We start from the raw sequence: 26,431 nt of genomic DNA, 5'->3' as shown, positions 1-26,431 counted from the left end.
TTCAAAAATTAAGACTCAATCCCTCGAGATTCCTACAGTTTCTTTGGGAAACCTTGGGTTAGTGTGTGCGGGTATCTTGGAACCATGACGAAACGGACGGCAGACGAGACACAAGACAGCGCGAAAGACAACATGGACCTCGACAACAGCCATACCAGCGAGCAAACCGAAACTGGCCACCTGCTGGGGGCGGGCGACATCCGGCGTATCGCGGCGGAGGCGGGCATCAGCCCGACCAAGAAGTTCGGGCAGAACTTCGTCATCGACCCTGGCACCGTGCGACGTATCACGCGCGAAGCGGGCGTGGACGCCAGCACCAATGTGCTTGAGGTCGGCCCGGGGCTGGGATCGCTGACCCTGGCGCTGCTGGAAACCGGCGCGCGCGTCACGGCGGTGGAGATTGATCCGGCGCTGGCCGAACGGCTGCCGGAAACCGTCGCGGAATTCATGCCCGAGGCCGCAAATCGTCTCACCATCGTCAAGGCCGACGCTCTGAGCCTGAGCCCGGAGACCTTGCCGCAATTCGCGCCGAATCCGCGGACTTCCAACCCATTCACGCTCGTCTCAAACCTTCCTTACAACGTGGCCACGCCGATTGTGCTCACCCTGCTCGAGCGGTTCAGCAACCTCGACCATTTCCTCGTCATGGTGCAGAAGGAGGTGGCCGACCGGCTCGTCGCGAAGCCCGGCTCGAAGATCTACGGGGCACCGAGCGTGAAACTGGCGTGGTATGGCGTCGCCGAACGCGCGGGGCTAGTGGGGCGCAACGTCTTCTGGCCAGCGCCGAATGTCGATTCCGCGTTGGTGTCGTTCACGCGGTATCAGGATGCGCCGGCGACCGACGGCAGCGAAGATAGCGGCAACACCAATAATCCCAATGCAATTGAGCACGTTGGTAGTAACAAACACGAAGGCCGAAACGTCGAAGCGACCAGTCCGAAAATTCGACCTGCAAAGCCCGTCGAGATAGCCACGGAACCCAATCACGAGAAGGTGTTCGAGCTCATCGACGCGGCGTTCGGCCAGCGCCGCAAGACCCTGCACGCCGCCCTGAAGAAACTGGTGCCGAACAGCGCCTACGAAGCGGCCGGAATCGACCCGACCCGCCGCGGCGAGACCCTGACCATCGCCGAGTTCGCCGCGTTGGACAAAGCCGTGGCAAACGTTGGCGCGTAGCCGCTCGCCGCGTCACGCTCTCAGGCTAAAGTGAGGGTCGTCGATATTTCGCCAAAAGCCATGCGCGCCAAGCGCCGCTGGCGGCACGAGTTGACGGGAATGTGAAGTATGCCGGAAAACATGGATGAACGCGAGGCCCGCAGGCAATATGTGCGCCACCGCCAGACGCGAGTGATCCTCACCACGGTCGCGGCGATGGTGGTCGTGCTGATCATCGCGCTGCTGATGTTCTTCCACGTCTTCAGCCACGGCGACAAGAACACCCCCGCCACCCAGCCGAATTTCGGCGCCACTTCGGTGTGCGCGCCGGCCGACCAGTCGGGCACGCCCGCCAAGTACGCGCAGAATTCCGAGGTCAAGATCCGCGTGCTCAACGGCACCAAGTCCGTCGGCTTCGCGAAGGCCGTGGGCGAGGCGCTCGACAACCGCCATTTCGTGGTGACCAACGTCAGCAACTACACCACGCAGAAGATCGAGCGCACGACAATCTATTACGGCGCAAACGCCATCAACGAGGCCTACACGCTCAATTCGAACTTCAACGACGCGAAAATGGTGATGGACAACCGGCAGGACAAGCTCATCGACGTGATCGTGGGCGCCACCTTCAACGACCTGAACAACAAGAAGAACGTTCCGGCGCCGGGCACCAAGATCAAGAACATCCAGGGCTGCACCCCGCTGAAGAAGATCAACACCGCGAAGCTTCCCCAGGCCATCCAGCACGACGCCGCGTGAGCCGGGTTGCGCTGCGCGAAATAAGTTCACCTACCGTCGTTTGCCGGGCGCAGCTCGCTTGACACGGAGCGCCTGAAGTAATCAGTAGTTTGCTCGCATACGAGGCAGTTCTGCACACATTGCAGATTATTCAGCACGCCCCGTTTCGCCATATCTTTTGATACCGATACGGCGAAAAATAGCACTCAGCCTATGTGGCAAGATTCAGCCGGCGATGCCCTCTTCGGCGGCCCAGCGCTTGAGCTCGGCAACAGCGGTATCGTGGTCGGCGGGGCCGTGATCTAGGCGGAAATCGAGCATATGCTTGTAGGCGCGACCAACGGCCGGACCAGGCTTGACGCCAAGGATCTCGATAATCTCGTTGCCGTTGACGTCGGGACGGATCGCGTTGAAGTCCTCTTTCTTCTTGAGCTCGCGCACGCGATCCTCCATCTCATCCATCGCCGAGGAGAACATGAGCGCCTTGCGCTTGTTCTGCGTGGTGGCGTCGGCGCGGGTCAGGCGGTTCAGGCGCTCGTAAAGGCGGCCGGAATCCTTGACATACCGGCGCACGGCGGAGTCGGTCCAAGGCTCGTCGACGTAGCCGTGGAAGCGCAGGTGCAGGCTCACGAGCTCGCTGACGTCGGAGATGATGTGGTGGTCGAAGCGCAACGCCTTCAAGCGCTTGCGCACCATTTTCGCGCCGACCACATCGTGGTGATGGAAACTCACCTTGCCGTGGGGCTCGAAACGTCGGGTGGCGGGCTTGCCGATGTCGTGCAGCAGCGCGGCCAGGCGCAGCGTGAGGTCGGGGGCGGGCACGGGGCCGTCGGGGCCGGTTTCCAGCGCGATCGCGCGGTCGAGCACCATCAGCGTGTGCTCGAAAACGTCCTTGTGACGGTGGTGCTCGTCAATCTCCAGCTTGAGCGCCGGAATCTCAGGGAGCACGATGTCGGCCAGGCCGGAGTCGACCAGCGCCTCGATGCCTTCGTGAGGGCGCTCGGAAAGCAGCAGCTTGGTGAGCTCGTCGCGCACGCGCTCGGCGGAGACGATGGAGATGCGGTCGACCATGTCGGTGATGGCCTCGGCGGTGTCTGGCTCGATACGGAAACCAAGCTGGGCCACGAAACGGACGGCGCGCATCATACGCAACGGGTCATCCTCGAAGGATTGACGCGGATCGACGGGCGTGCGCAGGATGCCCTTGGCGATGTCGCTGGCGCCGCCGAACGGGTCGACGAATTGCAAATCGGGCACGCGCAGGGCCATCGCGTTGACGGTGAAATCGCGGCGCGAAAGGTCGCCTTCCAGCGAATCGCCGTAGCTCACTTCCGGCTTGCGGGAATCGGGGTCGTATTGGTCGGAGCGGTACGTGGTCACCTCGACCTTGACCTCGGTGCCGTCCTTGCGCCGACGCATCGCGCCGAGTGTGCCGAACTTGCGGCCCATATCCCAGAAGCCGTCGTGGCCGAAACGCTTGAGGATCGGCTCGAACTGCTCGGGCCTGGCGGAAGTGCAGAAATCGAGGTCGTGGCTGCGACGATGCAGCAACAGGTCGCGCACGGGGCCGCCGACCAGCGAGAGCTCGTAGCCCTGCTCGGCGAACATCCGTCCCAGCTCAATGGCCTCGGGCCACACCTCAAACTCCACGACTTGCCTCCAACGTCTGGAAAAATCACACTGCTCCCCAGCATACCGTCACCGTTCCACCCGGCGGCAGACGTCGGACGACCATCCGTCCCTCGCTGGTACTCCGGCTCGTTCCTGCTGCTAACCGGTCAATCCTGCTAGAAAACGTACGTTTTTGCTGTCGAAAACATACGAAAACTAGCAGGATTGACTTGTTAGCAGCAGAAACGGAAGGATATTGGCCTCGGACGGACGGTCAAGGCGAGCGGCGCGGCCTGTTAGACGCGGGAAGAGAGTATTGGGCCATAGAAATGGGCTGAGAGTGTACTGAGATGATGGCCGTTACTCTACCTGCACATTGGTCTGAGTAAGGTTGGAACTATGATTACGCCCGCAGACCTGGCCCGCATGATGGCCAACGCCTCGGGCGAGCACGCCCAAAATGGCAGCCAAAGCGACGCTCAGACCAGCCAGCCCGGTGCGATGGGACGTTCCATTGGCGATACAGGCGACAATATATATGACTCGCCGAATACGGTTCAGCCACAGCAATCTGAGGAAACCAAGGATTCGCCGAACGCAACCGTCCACGTTCCGCACCGCTTCACACCGAACGACCTCGCCAAGGCGACGAACGCTGGGGCGAAAGACGCGGATAAGGCAACCTCGGCGCAGGAATCCATCGCGCGGGTGGCGAGCGCGACGCTCGGAGGAATGGCTTCGACGGCTTCCGTCATCAATGCGATTCATGAGGCGGCGAACGTTGGGGATGCGAATGGCGACGCTGATGATGCCATAGCTACCAGCAATACCAACGAAGCCCGGGATTCCATCGCTGCCAATCATGGCCACAACTCGGCCAATCAGAAGAGTACGGATGACGTACACGGCACAAGCGATTCGACCAACAGCGAGGTGGCGAGCGCGGAGAATCGCGGAAATGCCAACGATACCAATAACGACGAAAACCAGAACCACGCTGGAGATTCCGCTGATACCAGCGATACCAATAACTTAGCCTGCCAAAGAGATACCGCCAGCACCAGCGAAAAGGACGAACGGGGGAGCGCAGACTCCGAGACGGCCCAACCTGAAAGCGCGACGTCTGCGGCGACGGCAAACGAGCATCATGTGGTCACCCCGGCCGTCATTCGCCGGATGATGCGGACGACCAGGACGGCGACCGCGTATAGCGTCGGCGACGAGGCCCAACAGCGGGACGATAAAGGCAGCGGCAACGGCGCAGATAACTCCACGCTCATCCACCGGGCGACCAACGCTAGCTCGGCCAGCGCAACCACCGATTTCACGAGCATCGCCCACGTCGCACGGTTCACGCGCATCGAGCGCGGCAAGCACTTCATCAAGCCCGACGGCGGCCCGACGCCCAAGATGATGCCGCTGCACCGCCACAACGACCGCCCCACGAAATTTGCGACGCTGGAGATGCAGGAATTCCCGGTCGTGCGCGAGTATTCCGCCGGGGGCCTAATTTTCGACGACCAGCAGCGCGTGGCCATCATCGCGCGCCATTCCCGCAGCGGCCACATCGAGTGGTGCCTGCCGAAGGGCCATATCGAAAAGGGCGAGACGCCGGAGCAGACCGCCGTGCGCGAGGTGCACGAGGAGACTGGAATTCTGGGCGAGGTGATCGATTCCATCGCCACCATCGACTACTGGTTCACCGGCACCGAAGAGCGCATCCATAAGCTGGTGCACCACTTCGCGCTGCGCCAGATCGGCGGCGAGCTGACGGTGGAGGGCGACCCGGATCACGAGGCCGAGGACGCCGATTGGGTCGCTTTCAAGGATTTGGACAGTGTGCTGAGCTATCCTAATGAACGCAAAATCGCATGGCTCTATGCCAGGAAACTGAACAGGCAGGCAAAAGGTTGACGTCACACTCGCACCCCTGCGCGCTTGACACGCTCGGCGCGCACCCGCGGCCACTCCGGGCAACCCGGCCGACCCGCCGTTTGAGGGCCTTGACGGCCAAGGCGGTTGGCGCGGTGACGTTGCTGTGCGCTCTCGCCACGCTTGCGGCGCCGTCGATGGCGAGCGCCGAAACCATTGCGGCGCCAGAGTCCGCGCCCGTTTCACAGAACTTGCAGGCCGCCTCCACCACGGCCAAACATAACGAATCGCAATCTGCCCCGGCCACCATCTCAATCGCTGAGGCGACGTCTGTGGTCACGGCCAGTTCCGGCTACCACATCAAGGCCGAGGTGCGCAACACAAGCGGCAAGGCGCTGGATGCGGGCACGCTCGTCGTGGCGACCAATGACTTCTACACTTTCGTCTCGCGCACCGATATCCAGCAGTGGGCCGACGGCGACTCGCGCATCACCGTGCCCAACGAACTCGGGCGCGTCAACGTGCCGGCACTGGCCAATGGCGCGGCGACCACCGTCTCCATCGATGTCAACGCCGACGACGCCACGCTCAAGGAACTGGTGAGCTGGGGACCCAAGCCCGTGCGCCTGACCTACAGCGCGAGCGCGGGCGACGGCTCGGACCAAGAACAGGTCGCCACCCATACCTTCTTCACCCGCTCGTCCGATGGACTGAACACCGCGGGCACGCCGCCCATGAACATCACCATCACGATGCCGCTGACCAGCGACGGCTGGCGCGTCAACGATTCCACGCTCAAATCGCTGATGAGCACCGGGCAGCTCGACGGCGATAACAGCAGCAACGCCGGCACTGGTAATAACAATGGTTCCAGCAATAGCAACGCAACGAGCGGCGGCAATAATTCGAACGGCAGCAGCGGCAACAACTCGGCCGCCGGCGTGGCCGACAACCAGACCACCATCAACGCGCTGCTGAAGACGGGCGACGCGAAATCCGCCAAATCTCAGGATTCCGATGACAAGAGCGCCAAGCTCGAGCACGCCATTGACCAGCTCGTCGCCAAGCACCCGCAGTTGCAGGTGGTCACCGATCCGACCTACGCGCAGACGCTTTCGCTGCCCCCGAAATCCAGCGGCATCATGCAGCCCGGGGCCTTCGACATCACGTCCTACAGCGCCATCAACGAGGGCGGTTCCTATGAGCAGGCGGGGCTGAGCGCGCAATCCTGGAACGAGGCCACGGCGGTCTCGCGCTTCCAGAACGCGCTCAACGACAAGAACGCCAAGCCCGCGAGCTACGCCTGGCAGGGGCGCGGCGCATGGACGCTGGAAGCGGTGACCAACGCGCGACGGCAGGGCTATGGCACCGTGATCGACACCAGCGGCACGACGGGCGCGAACGAGGACCTCGACGACACCCTGCGCACCGACAAATACGTGGTGCCCACCGACGCCGGCGATGTCACCGTGCTGAGCGCGCAGAGCGAGCTGAGCCGCCTGGCGCAGGGCGAGGCGACGGACAAAAGCGCGGACGGCGAGCAGAGCACGGCGGGCCGGCTTTCGCGGTTCATGGCGCAGAGCGCGTTCTATCAGATGGAGCGGCCCTACGCCTCGCGCAACCTGCTGGTCTGCCTTTCGCAGGATTCCACGGATTCGATGGACGCGGTGGGTGACACCGACGACCTGATGCACGCCGTGGAGCAGGCGCCGTGGCTTGCGCTCAACGACCTGGGTGCGCTTTCGAACTCGGACGCCCGGCTGAGCGGGGCCAACGCCACGCGAGCGCTGGCGGGTTCCTCGGGCATCCATATGCAGACGCTGGCGGAGATCCGCGGGACGCTCGCCTCGCTGACCGCCTCGCGCACCGATATCGCGCGGTTCGGCAGCTCGATCCTCACCACGCCGGTGGTCGCCGGGGCCGGGGATGGCGCGAATAGCGGCGACGATTCCAGTAGCTCCAATAGCGCCGATAATTCCAGCAAATCGAGCAATTCCACCAATAACTCAAGCAACAGCAAATCTTCGAACGATACATCCGACAAAAAATCAACAGATACATCAACCGGCAAATCAACCGATACCGGCAACAACAAAAGCCACAGCGACTCCGGCGACGTGCAATCCCTGGCCCGCCAGGACGCCAACGTCACGGCGAAGCGCTCGAAGGACGGCTGCACCTGGTTCGACGCCATCATGGACCTGCACGACAACCTGGCCCTGCACGCCCTCTCGAGCGACACCGCCACGGCCAAACGCATGAACGCGAGCGCCCAAAGCCTCGCGACCCAGCTGCTCAACGGCGTCTCCATCACGCCCTCCGAGTCCATCACCGTGGTGAGCGAATCGGCGCAGATGCCCGTCACCGTCAGCAACAGCCACCCCTACCCGGTGAAGGTGAAGGTCTCCTCGCTCACCAACTCCATGGAGATCGCCACCTCGCGCTTCGCCACCGTTGAGGTGCCGGCGCGCAGCGAGACGCAGACCACCTTCCGTGTGCGCGTCTCCACCTCCGGCAGCGCCACCGCCCGCCTGCAGCTGCTCGACCGCAACAGCGACGCGTTCTCGACCCCGCAATCCACCCGCATCACCAGCACCCTGCGTCTGAGCGACATGAGTGGCATCATCTTCGTGGCGGTCGCGCTCCTGCTCGGCGTGCTCGGCCTGTGGCGCCAATTCCATCGCGTAAAGGATCCCGACGAATGAGTTCTTCAGTAGGCCACAACTCCCTGGTGATGGCCGTGGGCACGGCCGCATCCCGCGTGACCGGCCAGGTGCGCACCATCCTGCTCGCCGCGGCGCTGGGCACCACCGGTCTGGCCGCCAACGCCTACCAGGCCGGCTCAACCCTGCCGCAGGTCGTCTTCACGCTGGTCTCCGGCGGCATCTTCAACGCCGTGCTCGTCCCGCAGATCGTGCGCACACTCAAGGCCAAGGACGCCCAGGACCGGCTCAACAAGCTCATCACCTTCGCCATCATCCTGCTGCTCGGCGTCACCCTGCTCATCGCGGTGCTCACCCCCGTCCTCGTGCGCCTCTACGTCAACAGCGGCGAGGACATGCTGGCCCTGACCACCTCGTTCACCATCTGGTGCGTGCCCCAAATCTTCTTCTACGGCCTCTACACGCTGCTCGGCCAGATTCTCGCGGCGAAGGACCATTTCGGCACCTACGCCTGGAGCTCGGTGGGCGCCAACGTGATCAGCTGCGTGGGCCTGACCGTCTTCATCCTCATGTTCGGCCGCGCCAGCCACCAGCCGCTCGGCTATTGGACCAGCGGCAAGATCGCGCTGACGGCGGGCACGTGGACGCTCGGCGTCGCCTTCCAGGCCCTCATTCTCTTCGCGCCGCTCACCCGCATCGGCCTGCGCTACCGCCCGAGCTGGGGCGTGCACGGCATCGGCCTGCGCTCGATGGGCTCCGTGGCCGCGTGGGGCGTGGGGATCGTGGTCATCGATCAGATCGCCAACGTCGTCTACCAGCGCGTGCTCACCAGCATCCCGGGCCGGGCCATGGCGCAACTGCATATCAGCGAGTTCGACGTGGCCGGCAACGCCAGCTACCAGAACGCCAACACCATCGACCTGCTGCCCTATTCGCTCATCGCGGTGTCGGTGGCGACGGCCGTCTTCCCCAAGATCGCGCAGGCCATCGCCGACCACGACGTCGATTCCGCGCGGCGCGACCTGAGCGAATCGTGGCGCAACGTGTGGCTGATGATGTGCTTCTTCACCGTCGCCTTCGTGGTGATGCCGGTGCCGATCACGCTCGCGCTGCTGCCCTCGATCAGTGTCAAGGAGGCGGTGCTCATCTCGGGACCGCTGATGTTTCTGTCGATCGGCCTGCCGTTCTCGTCCACCTACCTCATCGTGCAAAGAACGTTTTACGCTTTTGAGGACGGCTTCCACCCGTTCCTCTTCATCGCGGCGCAATCGGGCATCCAGGTTGTGTTGCTGTTGGTCGGGACGCTTTTCGTTTCGCCATTTAATTGGGCATCGCTTACCGCGTTTGTGCTCTCGATCAGCTATGTGCTCTCATATCCGCTATTATTCGCAATGTTACGTAAACGTTTTGACGGTACGCTTGACGGGCGGCGGATCGGCACTACATTTGTAAAGGGTATTATCGCTTCGTTTGTCGCGATAATCGGCGGTCTGGTCATGCGTTATCCGACCTATGCTCTGTTCCACGCCGATATCGAGACCGGCGCCGGAGTGCGGGGAGGGCACATGAACTGGTTCCAAGCGGTTGGCACCTGCGCGGTGCTCGCCATCATCATCCTGCTGCTCTACGTGGGCACGCTTTCGATCCTGCGCACCCGCGAGCTGACCCTGCTTTGGGATGGCGTGACCGCCCGGTTCGGCAGGGTGGCGCCGGCGGATCCGGACATGGCCAATATGGCCGACCAGCCGGCGGCCGCGCGGCAGAATTCCAGCAGGTTCGACGGGGACGCGGAGAACCGTGGAAACAGCACGGCTGGCGGAGCCAACGGAGCCGCGCAATCCGACGACACAGACGACACGTTGGACGAACCGGACACGCTCACCGAGCCGGGCGCACCGGTCGAGCCGACATCCGAAAGCGCACAAATCACGCCGCCGCGGCGTAAAGGCCCCGCGCAACACCACGCCGAGGTGCCCTTCGATCCGCTTGAGGAGAAGGCGCGCAAGGCGTTGGCGGACGCCGTCCGCAAGGAGATGCCGGGCTTCGGCGAGACGCCGGGCGCGGATTCCGATTCGAGTTCGGATTCGCCCTACGAGGCATTCCCCCTGGAGCCGGAAGTGCTGGGGAACGGCATATTCGTCCCCTCCAGCGAGCGTGCCGCGCAGGGGAGTTCGGCAGACGACGAGTCCGCCTTCTCGTATCCGTTGGAGCCGACCGAGCCCGAGAACACGGTGCATCCCACCACGCTCATCAGCGCGCAGGGGGCGCAGCGCGCCGGCAACCGCGGGGTTCCGAGGCGCACGGGAGGCCGGCAGGGGCGGGCTCAGGCCCCGCTGCAGGTTCCGCTGCCCCGCAATAGCGGTGAAACCGCTGACGAACACGGGTCGGGTGGCTTCGACAGTCGCCATGCCGGCAACAGCGCGAACCTCGCTGATATCGACTCCGGCACGAACGCCCCGGCACCGGCCGACCTCGGCTGGCTCACCCGGACCGCTCTGCACCTGCCGTACGATTTTGACGACGGCTTTGACCTCCCCAACTCGCCGGCGCGCCACGCGGCCGAATGACGCGAAACATGCGCCCAAAGCCCCGCCAACACCTCTTCACAAAACCTTGCCAGAACACCCAGGCGTAGGGATACCCGCACGGATAGAATGAAAATGACGGCCTCGACCGCCGCAACGCCTTACGATTCGACCACGAAGTAGAGATCACTATGAAGCCACAGCTTGGAGACATCATCAGCAACCGTTATACGTTGGTGTCGCTGTTGCGCAGTGTTCCCGGGCTCGAGGCGTGGAAGGCGAACGACCGCATTCTCGCGCGTGACTGCCAGGTCTTCATCGTCACCGACAAAACCGCTTTCGCCAGCTTCGAGGCGATCTCCTCATCGCTGGCCCTTTCGCGCAACTCGCATTTCACCAAGGTCATCCAGATGCGGCACACGGGCGACGTGCCCACGCTCATCACGCGGCTCGACGAGGGGCTGAGCCTCAACGCCTACCTCGGCGGCGACAACAAGCGCACGCTGGGCTACGAGGCCATGCGCTCGATCATCGGCGAGACGGCCGGGGCGCTGCAATTCCTGCTTGACGACGACCTGGAGTTCGGGGCGCTGAGCACCGATATCGTGCGCGTCACCGCTTCGGGCGTGCAGATCGCGGATGCGCCAATCGTCGGGCTGCTCAAAGACACCGTGAAGACGCCGGATATGACGCCGGAGGAAGTCGCCGTCTACCAGCTCGCCGCGCTGCTATACGCGATGGTGACCGGCCAGAGGACCAGTGACATCAATGGTTTCGACCTCTCGGCGCTGGAGGAGAAGACGCCCGAGGAGTTCCACATCATCTGCGAGCGCGGCCTGACCGTGAGCTACCTGAACGGCAAGCCCACGATTCCTATGGTCTCGCTGGCGGAGCTCGTCGCGTTGCTGGGCGATTGGAAGCCGGTCGCGGAGCTGGGCAAGTCCGAGATCGACAGGCCGAACATGGACGGGCCCGCGTCAATCGTCAAGGTGCCGCTGCGACGCAGCGAGCGCAACGCGATCGTCGACTTCCCGGCGGGGCTTTTCCAGAGCCAGGCGCAGTTCAGGGCGAACAAGGGCGCGCGCGGCAGGGGAGCGGCCGCCGCTGCCGGCGTCGCTGGAGCTGCCGGAGCTGCCGGAGCTGGTGCCGGAACCGCAGCCAACGGCAAAACTGGGGCCGCAAAGCGCGGCGGGAACGCCGGAGCGTCTCAAAACGCCTCCGCAAATCGGAATAACAAGAACGCCTCGAACCAGCGCAACGGGCGGAAATCCCAGAACGCGCAAGGCAAGCAGGCCGGCCAAGACGGCAATGCAGTGCCGCTGCCCGCAACAGGGGCCAATGGCAAAGCGTCGAAGCAAACCACCGACGCCGATAATCCTTCCAATACCAACGAGAGCGCCAAGACCAATGGCGCGAACATCCCGCTGCCGTCGCGCGACGAGGCCAACACGAACGCGGCTTCCGACAAGTCCAGAAAATGGTGGGCCCCGCGCAACCACAACCATGACCCCGAGCAGCGCCGCACCGGCGACGAGAACATGGATCTGCACGACCTGACGGCCGCGGAGATGGCCGACGTCTTCAAATCCTTCGATTCCACCGCCGACGACTCGATCTTCCCTGATTTCGCGCGCTCGGAAGACATCGGCTCGACCACCAATCCGACCATGCAGTTCGACTTCTCCACGCACGCCGGCAATGGCAACGGCTTCAACGGGGACGACGGCGACGACGGCCAGGGCGGCAACAGCCACGAGTTCGAGGCCACCGGCCGCATCCCGATGATGGACGAGAACGGCATGGAGATCCTGCCCGGCGACGAGTCGGCCAGGGCGCTGCGGGCCGAGCAGGAGGCCATCGACGCCGCCAACCCCGTCATCACCCCGCCGAGCTTCACGCCGCAGACCTCGCAGAAGCCGCAGAAAGAGTCGAAGGATATCGCCGACACCCCGCTCTTCGGCAAGCTCACCACGAAGGTGGTGGCCATCATCGCCGTGGTGGTGCTCGTCATCGCGGCCCTCGGTGTGGCGGTCTACGCGCTTTCCGACAAGCCCGGCAAGGACCACACGAGCTCGGTGAAGAACAATCCATGGCCCGACATGAACGTCGACAAGGTGCCCTTCGGCGACGACAGCGACTCCGGCAATTCGGGCGACAACAGCTCGCAGAACAACTCGCAGGGCGGGAATTCGCAGGATTCCAACCAGCAGGCCAACAAACACAAGACCCACGTCTCCAGCCGCGACAAGAAGGCCGCCAGCGTGCCCAAGCCCAACGTGCCGGCCAACGACACCCCGTTCGACATCGACAAGCAGGAGTTCCTCACCAACCCCGCGGGCCAGCAGGGCTTCGGCTACTACATGCATCTGAGCGAGCCGCAGGACGTCTACCGCTTCGTGGTCAGGATCCGCTCCTCCGGCGGCAACGCCTTCCTGATCGCCGGCTCGAGCCGCGACCCGTCGCAGGGCCAGCAGGTCGCGCAGTTCAGCTTCGACGCAAGCGGCACCACCGACGTCAAGCTCAAGAAGAAGGTGAACGCGCAGGACTTCATCCTGTGGGTCCCCGCCTCTTCCCTGCCCAACAACCAGCTCTACATCGAAAAGGTCCAGTTCTTCTAAACCGTGATTGGATATTGTGCCTCATGCTTGCCACCAAGGCACAATATCTAACCGGCATTAAATTCGCCTGAGAACATATGATTGTTTTTCAGGCGAATTTTTTCATTTTATTTGATACCATATAGACATCATTTCGATACCAAAGGAGTACCAAATGTCTACCGCAACTACTTCATTTACCCTTCGTATGGACACCAACCTCAAGCACCAGTTCGACGATATCGCCGACAAGCTGGGGCTCAGCACAACAGCCGCCCTGAATGTCATGGCCAAGAAATTCGTCACCGAACGGGGATTCCCCTTCTCGGTGCGGCTTGACGATCCCATACCAAACGCCACCACGGCGAAGGCCATGGAATATGCGCGTTCACGTGCCGATGGAACGGTGAACGACGATTCCCCGTCGTTCACGAACGGCTCCGACGCCATCGCCTATTTGGAAGACGAGGCCGCCCGTGTTTCAAATTAAAATCGACCCGCAATTCACGAAAGATTACCAGACGTTTCGGCGTCGCTGCCCGCAGCTGATTGACGAGCTGAGAATCGCCATCGACGAACTCGCCCAAAATGGCGAGGTGTCGCAGGGATATCGCCCGCACATGCTCAACAACGCGCGCGGAAACTATAACGGCCACATCGACTTCCACCTTTCGGACGGAAAGACCGACGTGGTCGTGCTCTATTTGCCGCATAAAACCAACCCCATCATCCGGCTCGTGCGTATCGGTGAGCACAAGCAGCTCTTCCAAGGACCCATGCAATAACCCTTAACCTGCCAACGACGCAAGACGCGCCGCCCAACAGACAGATTGGCGAAGCGTGTCGAGGCGGTGACGGTTCGGCGATTGGGGTTGCATGACACGATTCTCCGACTAGAGTCGCTGTTATGCCGTGCGAATCCGGATTCGCTGGCCCGCGCCGGATTGACTCGAGAAAGGCTTGAAAGCAATGTCAACTGCCGATGATCACCCCACCTCCAAGGTCATCAATAGCGACCCCTGGTACGATTCCTACGCCAGCCGCGCCGACAACATGCGCGCCTCCGAGATCCGCGCGCTCTTCTCCGTGGCCTCGCGCCCGGACGTCGTCTCGCTGGCCGGCGGCATGCCCTATCTGGAATACATGCCGTTCAAGGAGCTCTCGCAGCTCATCGCCAAGATGATGGTCGACAAGGGCGACGTGGCCTGGCAGTATGGCTCGGCGCAGGGCGACCCGCATCTGCGCGAGGACGTGCTGCAGATCATGGAGCTCGAGGGCATCAAGGACGTGCAGCCCGACGACGTGGTGATTTCCAATGGCTCGCAGAACGCCATCGACCTCATCACGCGCATCATGTGCGACCCGGGCGACGTGGTGATCGCCGAAGCCCCGAACTACGTGGGCGCGCTCGGCGTCTTCCAGTCCTTCCAGGTCGAGGTCATCAACGCGCAGACCGACGAAAACGGGCTCATCCCCGAGTCGTTCGAGGAGACCATCGTCGCGGCGCGCAAAGCCGGCAAGAAGGTCAAGTTCCTATATACCGTCCCCAATTTCCACAACCCCGCCGGCGTGACGATGAGCGTCGAACGCCGACCGCGCATCCTCGAGATCGCGCGAAAATACCATGTGCTCGTGGTGGAAGACAACCCTTACGGACTGCTTGGTTTCGACGGCCAGACCTACCCCGCGCTGCGTTCGATGGACGCCGAGAACGTGGTCTACTTGTCCAGCTTCTCCAAGATCATCGCGCCGGGCATGCGCATCGCGTGGATCGTGGCGCCTCCGGGAATCCGCAAGAAGCTCATCCTGGCCAACGAGGCGTCGATTCTCTGCCCGCCGAACATGAGCCAGATGACCATCACCACCTATCTCGATAATTTCGACTGGAAGAAGCAGATCAGCCAGTATCGCGGCATGTACAAGGAGCGCTGCGACACCATGGACGCGGCGCTGCGCGAGTATCTCCCGTACTGCTCCTGGAACAAGCCCAAGGGCGGCTTCTACATCTGGCTGAAGATTCCGGAAGGGCTCAATTCCAAGGAAATGCTGCCTCGCGCCATCACCGCGAAAGTGGCCTACGTGGCCGGCACCGGCTTCTACCTTGACGGCAGCGGCACGCACCATATGCGCCTTTCGTTCTGCTATCCGACGCCCGACAACATCACGATCGGCATCCAGCGGCTCGCGGGCGTGATGAACAACGAGCTCAAGACCGCCGAGCTTTTCGGCACCGCCGAGGCCAAGGGCGCTGCGAAATCCGGCGCTGCGGCCTCCACCGGCAACGCGGCGAGCGCCACCGAAGCCACCGACACCACCGATGCCAATACCCACGACAAGAAGCACTGAAGGAGCGTATATCATGGCCAAGCACATCAAACAAGCCAAACCCGCGCCCGTCGCGAAGGACCAGACGCCCATCGACCGCTCCAAGACCTCGATCCTCATCATCTGCGGCGGCATGAGCCACGAGCGCGACGTGTCGCTCGCCAGCGGCCACCGCGTCGGCGGCTACCTCGAGGAGGCCGGCTGGGACGTCCGCTTCCACGACATGGACAGCGACCTGCTGCCCTACCTCTCCGACCCCACGACCCGGCCCGACATCGTCTGGCCGCTGCTGCACGGGGCGAACGGCGAGGACGGCTCCATCCGCGACATCCTCGAGATGGAGGGCCTGCCCTATATCGGCTCGCGCGCCAAGGCCTCGCGCACGGCCTGGAGCAAGCCGATCGCCAAGAACGTGGTGCGCAAGCTCGCCGGGCTTTCCACACCCCATTCGGTCACGCTGCCCGAATCGATGTTCCGCGAGCTGGGCGCGAAGAAAGTGGTCGATCTGCTCGTCTCCTCGCTCAAGCTGCCACTGTTCGTCAAGCCGACCATGGGCGGATCGGCGATGGGCTGCACGCGCGTCAACAAGGCCGCGGAATTCCCGCAGGCGATGGTGGATTGCTTCGCGTACGGCGATGTGGCGCTGGTGGAGCAGGCCGTCACCGGCACCGAGATCTCCGTCTCCGTGCTCGAGATCGACGGCGAGCCGCTGGTACTGCCCCCGCTGGAAGTCACCACGACGGACGGCAAATACGATTACGAGGCCCGCACCACGCCTGGGCCGACTGATTTCTACGTGCCCGCACGCCTGCCTGAGGACGTGCTCAAGGCCGCGCAGGAGGCCGCTTTGGCCGCGCACAACACGCTGAGCCTGCGCGACATCTCGCGTACCGACTTCATTGTCGATTCGGATGGCGTGCCGCAGTTCCTCGAGTCGAATGTGGCGCCCGGCATGACCGCCACCTCGCAGCTGCCGCAGGCCGCCATCGCCGCCGGATACCATCTGCCCGACCTCTACTCCAAGCTGGTCGAGTCGGTCATCCGCCAGCATCGCGCGAAATAGGCGGAGGCACCGGCAACATAATTACCGGCCTAAAAATGGCGGGATACAACAGTCTCGCCATAAATAAGCCACTGACGACAACCAAGCGGCCTATTTATGGCGGAATAATGCAGTGACGCCATTTTCAAGCCACTGAGAACGACCAATCGGCTCGTTTATGGCGTAACAAGAAAATTTCGCCATAATCGGGCCGATTACTATTGCCGTCCGAGACTACTCGCCTGTAGCGCGACTACAACCCGCCTATAACCCCAACATGGCGCGGCTGGGCACGCACAGCACAATCAAAGCGACCAGCACCACCACGATCGCGCCGCCGTAGACCAGCATGCGCACGGTCAGCGAGCGCTTTTGCAGCGCCGGCACGCCGCGCACCAACAGCCAGGTGAGCGCCAGCCCAATGATGAAGCCACCCACGTGCGCCTGCCAGGCCACGTTCGGCGTGAGCAGCGGCATCGCGAAGTTGATGGCCATGAAAACAAGCATCGAGCGGATGTCCTCACCCGCCCGGCGGAACACGATCAGCACCGCCGCGAAGAGACCGAACAGCGCGCCCGAGGCCCCGTAGGCCGACATCATCCAGTTGCCGGCAATCCGGCAATACACCACCAACCCGGCCGCGCCGCCGAGCCCCGAAATCAGGTAAAGGGCGAGAAAATGCCAGTGCCCCATCAATTTCTCGAGGAACGGCCCGATCGAGAGCAGCGCAAGCACGTTGAAAAGCAGATGGAAGAACGACGGCGAATGCAGGAACATCGAGGTGAACCAGGTCCACGGCTTGGCCACCGCGAACGCCGGGATGAACGCGCCGTTGGTGAGCATGTTGTTGAACGCGAGCGGCGCGGCGTGCTCCAGCACGACCTCGACCACCCACATCGCCAGGCACAGGACGATGATGACCCACGTGATTACCGGCCCGCCGCCGCGCCACTGCGTCTTGAGGTCGCCGCGACGGCCGTTGAAGTTGATCCGCCCACCGAAATTCGCCATTCCCTCAGGATAGCGCACACCCAAACCGGGGCATTTGAAAACAAAAGGGTCATTTTCCGCGATTCAGGTTTTAAATACCCCGGTTTGGGTGTGCGCCAATCGGCTTTCCGACCCTTCCACCCAATCGTCACAAAAAATCGGCTACCATAGAAGGGGAATTGGTTTGAACGTACAAGCCAACAAATTCTGGAAAGGAGCCGTCATGGAGAACAAGTCTTCTAACGGTTGGAAGTTCTTTGCGCTGCTCTTCGGTGGTCTGCTCGCGGCGGTCGTCGGGCTGTACATGTACAAGCAGCAGAACCCCGACTACGATCCGTGGGAGGAGCCTTGGGAGAATAGCTCTTCGCCGGTCGATCTGGGCCTCGAGAAGGAAGCGGACCCGAAGCCCGAAGAGGGCCCGGAGGCTGCAACCGCCTGATTTCATCGGATATAAAAAGGGAACCGACCTTATGGTTGGTTCCTTTTTTATTTATCGTTTCAGTTACAGATTGAATTGCCGGATTATAAGCCATTTCGTGGTGTTTCAGAATTAGTTTTCTAGTCGGTGGCGGCGGCGTAGTCGGTGGCGGTGCGGAATTCGTTCCAGTCGATGCCGGTGCCGATATCAGGCTCGTCTCCGGTTCTTGCCTGTTTCGCGGCCGTTTCCTTCCGTGCTTTCGTGCCCTTCACCCGTCCGCTCGCCTCGAGGTAGGTGTCCAGGATTGCCCCGGTGCCGGAGCTTGGGCCGCGCATATTTCTTTTATGCTTTGCCAAACGCTGAACTATCGGCGATTATCACCAACGATGCCCTTCGGCCACCACGACGCAGCCACCTGACTCGCGCGAACCGATGCCGGATACAATGGGCCTTATGGCAGCGATTAGGGAACAGGATATTTCGAAGGGCATGGCGGCGCTTGACCAGTGGCGCAAGGCGGCCGACGCGCATCGTGGCGAGCCGGCGGAGGCGAGACTGGCGTTCTCGCCGGAGGGATTGCCGCGCAACACTTGGGCGATGGCGGTGCGCTATTCGCTCTATCTCTTGGAGAACAAGGCCCCCGGCCCCGGCGTCGAGGTGCGCGTGGCGCCTTGGGGAGCGATCAAGATCCTCGACGGCCCGGCTTCGGACCCGCATAATCTCACGCCGCCCGATGTCATCGAGCTGGAGCCGGACGTGTGGCTGCGCCTGGCGTGCGGCCTGACCTCGTGGGCCGAGGAGAAGGACGCCGGCCGCATCACCGCGGTGGGCGAGCGCGACGATTTGACCGCGCTCTTGCCGCTGGATTGAGAATCGCGTGGCCACTTTTTGACCCCCATCCAAAAAGTGGCCACATAATCGCGCCACCCATGCATATATGCGTTAAAAGGAAACCGCAGAATACCAACGTTTTACCGGGTTGGCGAAAAATCGGCCGCATAAGTATGTGGACACTTTTCCAACCCCATCGAAAAAGTGTCCACGCAGTCAAGCATCAGACCTCAAAATCGAGGCCAATCCGGTCGGAAAGCCAGCGCGCGAACCACGAAATCGCGTAATTGATGAGCACATAGATGATGGACGTCACCAAATAAACCGGCAGCAGGCTGTTGTAGTTGGCGATGAGCACCTTCGTGTTCTGCATCATCTCGGGGTAGGTGACCACGTAGCCGAAGGTCGTGTCCTTGACCACGACGACGAGCTGGGCGACCATGGTGGGCACCACGATGCGGAACATCTGCGGCAGGACGATGGACTGGTACATCTGCCAGCGGGTGAGGCCCAGCGAAAGCGCGGCCTCCTTCTGCCCGACCGGCACCGCCTCGACGCCCGAGCGGAAGACCTCGGCGAGCACGGCGGAAGCGTAGCTGGCCACGGGGATGACCACCATCCAATAGGTGCTCATGTGGATGCCGAACTGCGCCGGCACGAGGAAGAAGAAGTAGATGAAAAGCAGGGTCGGGGTGCCGCGCACGAACTCGATGACGGCGGTGGAAAGCCAGCGGATCGGCGCGAAGCCGGACATACGCCCGAACATCAGCACCAGGCCGCACACCAGTCCGATCGCGCCGGCCCCCAACGCCGCACGCAAGGTGCCGACGAGGCCCATGCCCAGGAATCCCCAGACCTTCGGGTCGGCGAAAAGGCTCCAATACATGGGTGCGAATTGCCCGTTGATATACAGACGATAAACCACCCAGGCGAGCAGCGCCACCAGCGCGACGACGGCCACAGCGGTGCCCACGGCGATGCGGCGCTTGGTACGCGGCCCACCCGCCTCGAACAGCGCGGCCTCGGTGGGGCTCAACGATCTCGATTTCACCGACATAGCGCCACCTTCTTCTCGAGGAACCGGCCAAACGCGGCGATCACCAGGCCCGTGCACACGTAGAACATCGCGGCGACGAAGAAGGTGGGGATGCCGAGCGCGTCTTTGGTGTTGATCTGGTTGACCAGGCCCGTGAGCTCGGTGTGGGCCAGCGGCACCATCGCGCCGGTCGAGGAGCTGACGATCACCGAGATGAAGAGGGTGACCATCGGCTGCACCACCGTGCGCAGCGCCTGCGGCATGATGATGGAGGTGACGATGTCGAAGAACGTGAGGCCGAGCGACCGGGCGGCCTCCACCTGGCCCGGGTCGATGGCGTTGATACCGCTGCGCAGGGCGTCGCAGCCGAACGCCGAGGCCACGAGGATGAGCGTGACGATGACGCTGGGCTCGTAGTCGATCACCACGCCGACCTCGGGCAGCGCGAAGACGATGAAGATCAGCAGCGCGAGCACCGGAATGTTGCGGAAAACCTCGACATAGAACGAGACCGCGGCGCGCAGCGGGGGAATGGGGCTGACGCGCAGCATGGTGAGCAGGAACGCGAGCGCCAGGCCGCCGAGGAACGAGAGCACGCCGATGCGCAGCGCGACACCGTAGCTGGAGACGTACTGCCAGCCGTAGTGGGCGAGGAGGTAGACCAGCGACCCCCATAACGATTGATGTGTGGCCATATCCGCCCTTCTTCACCATCCCTGTTCACGATGTACGCGAGCCCTCGCAACGTCCGCGATTGTCTGCGGCCGTTCGCGGTGTCTGCGGTGTTCGCAGCGTTCGCGCCGCGCGATTTCGCCGTTTCCGACGGCTCGCAATCGCGTTCATACGCTCGCCGCATAGTCTTCCATCACGTTACGCCCCATGTGTTTCGCGCCGAAGACGTTGTTTCTTAAATCACAAATCTTGAGGAAGAAACGCATCAGAAGGCATTGAAATGATTGGGTTCAGCGGTGTCTCTCCCGCACCCCGCGTTCCCACCAATATCTCATTGACGCCCCGCCAACATCCCGCCGATATCTCGAACGCGCGAGATGGCGCCGCCGCCCTTGCGAGACAGCGACGCCATCGGCGTGCATTACGGTTTGATCATATTGCTATTTCACCGTATCCAGGACTTAGCCGTATATGCGGCTTCGCGATGCATAACGATGTCCACAACGCCGAGCGACGTCCGCAATACCCAGCACCACAAGCCGCATACGCGACCCAGCCTCGCTCACTCCTTGGTGATGGCGGGAGGCGTCGGCACCTTGGTGACGCCGGTGCGCTCGCCCACGGTGAGCTTCCAGAGCTTGGCCCACGTGCCGTCGGCCTCAATCTTCTGCAGCCAGGCGTTGACGAACGCGGCGCCGTCGGAGCCCTTGGGCAGGCCGATGCCGTACTCGTCCTTGTCGCCGAAAGGCTTGCCTGCGAGCTTCAAAGCCTGCGGCTCCTTGGCGATATCGCCGAGCACGAGCGATTCGTCGACCACATAGGCATCGATGCGGCCCTGCTTGAGGGCCTGCACGAGTTCGGCGTCGGTCTGGAACTCCTGCGCGCTGGCCTTGGGCGCGAACTTCTTGACGACGGCCGGGCCGGTGGAGCCAGCCTGCACGCCGACCTTCTTGCCCGCCAGATCATTCACGGAATTGATGGTCTTGTTGGTGGACTTGACGAGGATCGCCTGCTGGCTGCTGAGGTAGGGGCCGGCGAAGTCGATCTTCTGCTGGCGCGCCGGGTTGATGGAATAGGTGGCGAAAACCGTGTTGACGGTGCCGTTCTGCAGCACGGCCTCGCGCGTGGAGGAATCGACCACGCTCACGGAGGTCTTCGCGTCGCCCAGGATGTAGCGGGCGAGCAGCTGGGAGAGGCCCGCGTCGAAGCCGCGCACCTTGTTGTCGTCAGGGCTTTGCAGCGAGAACAGCGCCGAGGACTTCACGCCGCCGACCTTCAGCACGCCCTGCTCCTTGACGGCCTTGGCCCACTTGTTGGCGTTGACGGTGGAGCCGCTCGCCACCTCGCCGGAATTCACGAGCTTGTCGTAGGCCTTGGTGTCTAGCGGCTTGCCCGTGGCCTGCGCGGGCGCCGGGCTCTTCGCCGGCGCGGAACTGGTGCCACCGCAGCCCGAAAGCGCAATGCCCAACGCGGCCACCGTCGCCAGCAAGCCGATCGTTACCTTTTTCCTAGATTTCGAAAGCACCATGTGCCCTCCCTCATTTCTTCCTTATCGCTTATCGTCGCGGAATCGGCGCAACCACGCCAATCCGCCACACGCCCCTTCGAAGCGCGGCGCCGGTCATCCGCTCGTCCCCGGCCCGGTTTCGCCGTGCTTCACTTTGCTTCGCTTGGCTCGGCTCGGTTTCGCTGGGTTGGATTCGAAGGAGGGATGACCGGTGTCGTACACCGGTTGTGGTTCAAGTCTAAACGCAGCGGCCGCGCCAATCCAAGGAAAACCATCCCAAACGATATCGCGAATAGTTATGACGCTTCATCGAATGGTTGCAATCACAGCCAACCCGCGTGCGATCGCGCCCGCGAAGCGAGTTGCGGCGCTTAGCCATCAGCGAATTACACCGCTGCGGCAGGGACGGCGAGAGGCCAAACGAGACCGATACGCCGATAGTTCGAAGTTTTGGAAACCCCGGCGTCTTCAATATTCTTGATAACTCCGACATCTTTGATAATCTCGGCGTCCTCGGTATATTTGATATCTCTGAATCCCTAAAGTTTCCGAAATACAAAAATCCGCGCACCACTGAAGTTGTGGTCACGCGGAAATATCAGACCTGCTGTTTCGGGCCTGCTTTTCAGGTTTCAGGCCTTGCTCGGGCGGGGCTTGCGCAGCGCGCTCGGCATCGGCATGTGGATCGGCTTGTGTGGCTTCGGCACGGCCTTCTTGTGTATGGACTTGTCGCCCGCCTGATTCACGGCCTTCGCGGCGGCCTCGGCGGCCCACTTCGCGTAATCGTCCAAATCATCGTCGGCAACACTCGCGTCTGCGGAAGCGGCGGAGGAGGCGGAGGTAGACGCGGCAGCAGCGGCAGCGGAATCACGCTGGTTTGCAACTTGGGGGACATCCTTCGAAACCTGCGGCTTCACGGGGCGATGGCCTGCGTGGCTATACTGCTCCTCGACTTCGGCGAACGGGTCAGGCGAGCCTTCCCCAGGCTCCCGAGCGCTCAATTCCTTGGCGAGCTCGTCATAATCGGTATCGGTTGTCAAATACTTCAGCTTACGGGCTATTTTCTGCTGTTTCGCCTTTTGACGTCCGCGGCCCATTTGACCCCCTGCATGATTTTTTAGTCGCAATATTTCATCAATAAGAAGGATACCACTTGCTTTCCTTATGTTTCATTGTCGGCTCAGACTTTTACCATAAAAGCAATATTTGTAACGTTTCACGCGCCCCACGTAAGACGCGACACGGCAACAAGAAGGACGGTCATGGCGGACACGCAGCACATCACAGCGGCAGGCAACGAGATCAGCGCGAGTTTCGTGGCCGCCAAAAAGCAATCCGACATCACCGAGGCCAAACTCAACGCCGATCCGGGCAAATTCACCATGCTCACCGGCGACCGCCCCACCGGCCGCCTGCACCTCGGGCACTATTTCGGCTCGATCCGCGAGCGCGTCAACATGCAGAACAAGGGCGTGCACACCAACATCGTCATCGCCGACTACCAAGTGATCACCGACCGCGACACCACCGAGCATATCGGCGACAACGTGCTCAACATGGTGCTCGACTATATGGCCGCGGGCATTGATCCGGCCAAGACCATGATGTTCACCCACTCCGCCGTGCCCGCTGAGAACCAGCTGATGCTGCCGTTCCTCTCGCTCGTGACCGAAGCCGAGCTGCACCGCAACCCGACCGTGAAGTCCGAGATGGAGGCGAGCGGCCACGCGCTGACCGGGCTGCTGCTCACCTACCCCGTCCATCAGGCTTGCGACATCCTCTTCTGCAAGGCGAACGTCGTGCCGATCGGCAAAGACAACCTGCCGCACGTCGAGATCACGCGCACCATCGCGCGCCGTTTCAACGAGCGTTACGCCAAGAAGAACCCCGTGTTCCCCGAGCCCGCCGCGATCCTGTCGGATGCGCCCGAGATTCCGGGGCTCGACGGCCGCAAGATGAGCAAGTCCTATGGCAATTCGATCATGTTGGGCGCCACCGCGGAGGAGACCGCGAAGCTCATCAAGAAGAGCCCGACCGATTCCGAGCGTCGCATCACCTTCGATCCGATCAACCGCCCGCAGGTCTCGGCGCTGTTGACCACCGCCGGGCTGGTCACCGACCGCGACCCCGCCGAGATCGCCGCCGAGATTGGCGACGCCGGCGCCGGGGCGCTGAAGCAGTATGTCATCAAGTCCGTCAACGAGTTCCTGGCCCCGCACCGCGAGCGCCGCGCCGAGCTGGCGAAGGATATGGATTCCATCCGCGACGTGATCCACGACGGCAACAAGCGCGCGAACGCCGTCGCCGAGCAGACCCTCGCCGAGGTCCGCGACGCCATGGGTATGAAATATTAAGAGGCAGTCGCCGCACAAGTCGGTAGATGAGTTTTTGAGAATGGCGGAAAATGGCCGTTTTTAAAAACCTATCTACCGACTTGTGTTTTCTCCGGCAAAGCCGTCACACGTCATAACGCCAGGCCTTGTCGGTGATGACGCGGGCCATCGCCAGGCCGATGGGCAGGCAGAGAATAACCATGAAAGCCTTGAAGGCCCAGTCCAGCGCGTTCAGGGTGTCGAACTGACCGAGGTAGAACATCGCGCGGTACATATAGAGGCCGGGCACCATGATGACGATGGCGGGCACTGTCAGACAGATACGCGGGTAGCCAAGATAGGGTGGCAGGAAGCCGTGGCGCACCGACGAGCGCCAAGCCGAGGCGAGCAGACCGGCGAGCATCGCGCCCAGGAACGCGGCGGCTTCCGGCGGCATGCCCATATCGACCACGGTCAAGCGCAAGGTGTCGGTGATCGCGCCGATGAAGGCGGCAGTGAAGCACATGCGTTGAGGCGAATTGAAGAGCACCGAGAAGCCCCAGACCCCGCCGAATGCGGTGAGCGCGCGCAGCCCTGCATTGACCCACGGGTTGAGGCCGAGCGGTTCGAAGCCTTGCGGGTTGAGGTGGACGATGGTCGCCACCATCCAGCCGGCGAGCGTAGCCATGAGGATGAGCGCCATCGTGTAGACCAGGCGCTGGATGCCACTGGGCAGGTCCATTTTGGCGATGTCAAGACCACCGGTGATCAGCGGGAAACCGGGGATAACGAAGAGCATCGCGCCGATGTAGGCGGTGTCGTGTCGCAGCGCGACCGGGTTGAAGATACCAATCAGGCGCAGAGTGCCCACACAGGCGAACGCGGCCACGGCGACGGCCACGAAGGTGACGAAGAATTGGTTCAGATGGTAGATGAAGAGCCGCCTGCGAACCCAGTGGCCGATGCCCGCGCCGACGAACGCACCGATCATATCGAATGGCCCGCCGCCGAGCAGGAAGACGAAGCACGCGCACGCCACGGCCGAGGCGATGCCCGAAAACCACGGGGCGTATAGCGGCTTGCGGTGTTGGATGAGGCTCAGGCGCTCGTGGGCTTGCCGCACGGTGATGCCGTGACTTGCCTTTGTAGTAGGGGCGACTTTGGACTCAGCTTGGGATTGGGAACTTGCTGATTTCGTTGCAGCAGAAATACCGGCAGCGTTGGTGTTACCGGCATTCTCATTTGCAACATTACTGGCTTTCGCGCTATATGAATCCTTATCCGCAACCTCTCCGTCTTTGAAGCCAGCAGAATCACAAGCACCTTTATCACAGCCATCGATACTTCCGACACCATTACCAATCAGGCCAGAAGCGTTCTCTCGATTGACATTTGCTCTAATGTTCTCGGCACGAACGGCGGAATTTGAAATTACCGCATCTACTCGAGACTGATTGCCAGCCCGGCTTTGTGCCGAAGCGGTCTCGGCTTTAGCCTGGCTCTCGGCGGCCGCAACCTGCTCGGCGGCGACGTCCTCGCGCGTCTTGCCGATATGCTCGAAATGCTTGGCATACTGCCCCTTGGGAGGCCTGAACCCGCGCTTTTTGACGCGCTTGACGGCCTTCTCGTGCACCCGCTTGCGCTTCTCGATCTCGCGGTGGGCCTTTTGCGTGGCCGACAGCACGGAACGTCGGGCATCCGGATTATCGAGCTGCCGCACGACTTCAGCGGAAACCGCAGGTTGGGCGTGATAGGTCGTGCCCGGCTCGCCGATGTTGACGCTGAACCAATCCGCAAAATGCTCAAGAAGCCAAATACGCTCCGTATTGACTCCGGTTGTCGGCAAATCGACAACCTGCGTAATCCTGCTGACACCGTCGCTGCACGACACGTCCATATCCGTGAGGTTGATGTTCGCGCGAACGTGGACGCCGAGCGGATAACCGATACGGTGCATCAGCTCGTGAATACGGAAGCTTCCTGTACCAGCACGCAGATCAAGCAGCCCGACCCGGGCGATGATACTGGCTTTCGCCGCGATGCCGGCGTCGACCACTGGCGTATCCCAGTCACGTTCGATGTCGGCGGTGTCCAGTGGCATGTAGTGCGTCAGCCGATCGTGCACCTTGGCCCGGTG

Annotated in this window: 21 protein-coding genes; 13 read left to right on the top strand and 8 right to left on the bottom strand. The window is 62.2% G+C overall.

What is annotated here, in order from left to right; translation table 11 throughout:
* The first annotated feature begins 132 nt into the window (after positions 1-132).
* Positions 133-1,176: a 16S rRNA (adenine(1518)-N(6)/adenine(1519)-N(6))-dimethyltransferase RsmA gene (gene rsmA / locus OZY47_RS00265; protein ID WP_277179266.1), complete on the top strand. Its 1,044-nt coding sequence runs from the start codon at positions 133-135 to the stop codon at positions 1,174-1,176.
* Positions 1,177-1,284: 108 nt separating this feature from the next.
* On the top strand, positions 1,285-1,914 hold the full coding sequence (locus tag OZY47_RS00260) for a LytR C-terminal domain-containing protein (RefSeq protein ID WP_277177968.1): 630 nt from the start codon (positions 1,285-1,287) through the stop codon (positions 1,912-1,914).
* A 204-nt stretch (positions 1,915-2,118) separates the two neighbouring features.
* Here the strand turns inward: OZY47_RS00260 and OZY47_RS00255 are convergent, their stop codons facing one another.
* The gene (locus OZY47_RS00255; RefSeq protein ID WP_277177967.1) at positions 2,119-3,543 is read right to left on the bottom strand and encodes a CCA tRNA nucleotidyltransferase; all 1,425 of its coding nucleotides are present in this window, start codon (positions 3,541-3,543) and stop codon (positions 2,119-2,121) included.
* 1,371 nt (positions 3,544-4,914) lie between these two features.
* Between OZY47_RS00255 and OZY47_RS00250 the strand changes: the two genes are divergently transcribed.
* The 8 genes from OZY47_RS00250 to OZY47_RS00215 all read left to right on the top strand — a co-directional run bounded on the left by OZY47_RS00250 (position 4,915) and on the right by OZY47_RS00215 (position 16,549).
* Positions 4,915-5,418 (top strand): NUDIX hydrolase, encoded by a 504-nt coding sequence (locus OZY47_RS00250; RefSeq protein WP_277179264.1) that lies wholly within the window; start codon positions 4,915-4,917, stop codon positions 5,416-5,418.
* Between the two features lie 89 nt (positions 5,419-5,507).
* On the top strand, positions 5,508-8,081 hold the full coding sequence (locus tag OZY47_RS00245) for a DUF6049 family protein (RefSeq protein ID WP_277177966.1): 2,574 nt from the start codon (positions 5,508-5,510) through the stop codon (positions 8,079-8,081).
* Positions 8,078-10,606, top strand: coding sequence for a murein biosynthesis integral membrane protein MurJ (murJ, locus tag OZY47_RS00240; protein ID WP_277177965.1), 2,529 nt, complete (start codon positions 8,078-8,080; stop codon positions 10,604-10,606). The genes OZY47_RS00245 and murJ overlap by 4 nt, the downstream gene beginning before the upstream one ends.
* Before the next feature lie 149 nt (positions 10,607-10,755).
* Positions 10,756-13,182, top strand: a complete 2,427-nt coding sequence (locus OZY47_RS00235; protein WP_277177964.1) for a hypothetical protein — start codon at positions 10,756-10,758, stop codon at positions 13,180-13,182.
* 154 nt (positions 13,183-13,336) lie between these two features.
* Positions 13,337-13,651, top strand: coding sequence for a type II toxin-antitoxin system RelB/DinJ family antitoxin (locus tag OZY47_RS00230; protein WP_277177963.1), 315 nt, complete (start codon positions 13,337-13,339; stop codon positions 13,649-13,651).
* A complete protein-coding gene (locus OZY47_RS00225; RefSeq protein WP_277177962.1) occupies positions 13,638-13,946 on the top strand; it encodes a type II toxin-antitoxin system YafQ family toxin in 309 nt (102 codons plus the stop codon). The genes OZY47_RS00230 and OZY47_RS00225 overlap by 14 nt, the downstream gene beginning before the upstream one ends.
* A 184-nt stretch (positions 13,947-14,130) precedes the next feature.
* Positions 14,131-15,507, top strand: coding sequence for a PLP-dependent aminotransferase family protein (locus OZY47_RS00220; RefSeq protein WP_277177961.1), 1,377 nt, complete (start codon positions 14,131-14,133; stop codon positions 15,505-15,507).
* A gap of 13 nt (positions 15,508-15,520) precedes the next feature.
* Positions 15,521-16,549, top strand: a complete 1,029-nt coding sequence (locus OZY47_RS00215; protein ID WP_277177960.1) for an ATP-grasp domain-containing protein — start codon at positions 15,521-15,523, stop codon at positions 16,547-16,549.
* A 243-nt stretch (positions 16,550-16,792) separates the two neighbouring features.
* Here OZY47_RS00215 and OZY47_RS00210 read toward each other — a convergent pair whose 3' ends face one another.
* The gene (locus tag OZY47_RS00210) at positions 16,793-17,539 is read right to left on the bottom strand and encodes a rhomboid family intramembrane serine protease (protein ID WP_277177959.1); all 747 of its coding nucleotides are present in this window, start codon (positions 17,537-17,539) and stop codon (positions 16,793-16,795) included.
* A gap of 202 nt (positions 17,540-17,741) precedes the next feature.
* Here OZY47_RS00210 and OZY47_RS00205 point away from each other — a divergent pair, with 202 nt between their 5' ends.
* Positions 17,742-17,957 carry a hypothetical protein gene (locus OZY47_RS00205; protein WP_277177958.1) on the top strand — a complete coding sequence of 72 codons (216 nt, stop codon included), beginning with the start codon at positions 17,742-17,744 and terminating at the stop codon, positions 17,955-17,957.
* 119 nt (positions 17,958-18,076) lie between these two features.
* Here OZY47_RS00205 and OZY47_RS00200 read toward each other — a convergent pair whose 3' ends face one another.
* The gene (locus tag OZY47_RS00200) at positions 18,077-18,271 is read right to left on the bottom strand and encodes a hypothetical protein (protein WP_277177957.1); all 195 of its coding nucleotides are present in this window, start codon (positions 18,269-18,271) and stop codon (positions 18,077-18,079) included.
* Between the two features lie 118 nt (positions 18,272-18,389).
* Between OZY47_RS00200 and OZY47_RS00195 the strand changes: the two genes are divergently transcribed.
* On the top strand, positions 18,390-18,806 hold the full coding sequence (locus tag OZY47_RS00195; protein WP_277177956.1) for a sterol carrier family protein: 417 nt from the start codon (positions 18,390-18,392) through the stop codon (positions 18,804-18,806).
* Between the two features lie 184 nt (positions 18,807-18,990).
* On the opposite strand, the gene OZY47_RS00190 is transcribed toward OZY47_RS00195, so the two are convergent.
* The 4 genes from OZY47_RS00190 to OZY47_RS00175 all read right to left on the bottom strand — a co-directional run bounded on the left by OZY47_RS00190 (position 18,991) and on the right by OZY47_RS00175 (position 23,079).
* On the bottom strand, positions 18,991-19,824 hold the full coding sequence (locus OZY47_RS00190; protein ID WP_277177955.1) for an amino acid ABC transporter permease: 834 nt from the start codon (positions 19,822-19,824) through the stop codon (positions 18,991-18,993).
* On the bottom strand, positions 19,815-20,498 hold the full coding sequence (locus OZY47_RS00185; protein WP_277177954.1) for an ABC transporter permease subunit: 684 nt from the start codon (positions 20,496-20,498) through the stop codon (positions 19,815-19,817). The genes OZY47_RS00190 and OZY47_RS00185 overlap by 10 nt, the downstream gene beginning before the upstream one ends.
* 539 nt (positions 20,499-21,037) lie before the next feature.
* Complete coding sequence (locus OZY47_RS00180) at positions 21,038-22,003, bottom strand: glutamate ABC transporter substrate-binding protein (RefSeq protein ID WP_277177953.1); 966 nt, start codon at positions 22,001-22,003, stop codon at positions 21,038-21,040.
* Positions 22,004-22,614: 611 nt separating this feature from the next.
* Positions 22,615-23,079: a DUF3073 domain-containing protein gene (locus OZY47_RS00175; protein ID WP_277177952.1), complete on the bottom strand. Its 465-nt coding sequence runs from the start codon at positions 23,077-23,079 to the stop codon at positions 22,615-22,617.
* Between the two features lie 165 nt (positions 23,080-23,244).
* On the opposite strand from OZY47_RS00175, the gene trpS reads away from it, so the two are divergent.
* The gene (gene trpS / locus OZY47_RS00170) at positions 23,245-24,336 is read left to right on the top strand and encodes a tryptophan--tRNA ligase (protein WP_277177951.1); all 1,092 of its coding nucleotides are present in this window, start codon (positions 23,245-23,247) and stop codon (positions 24,334-24,336) included.
* 103 nt (positions 24,337-24,439) lie between these two features.
* On the opposite strand, the gene OZY47_RS00165 is transcribed toward trpS, so the two are convergent.
* Positions 24,440-26,395 (bottom strand): threonine/serine exporter family protein, encoded by a 1,956-nt coding sequence (locus OZY47_RS00165; protein ID WP_277179262.1) that lies wholly within the window; start codon positions 26,393-26,395, stop codon positions 24,440-24,442.
* Positions 26,396-26,431 lie beyond the last annotated feature (36 nt).

Source organism: Bifidobacterium sp. ESL0790, from assembly GCF_029395435.1.
GTDB lineage: Bacteria > Actinomycetota > Actinomycetes > Actinomycetales > Bifidobacteriaceae > Bifidobacterium.
The sequence above is the reverse complement of the archived record's forward strand: the minus strand, read 5'-3'. Positions and strand labels throughout refer to the sequence as shown.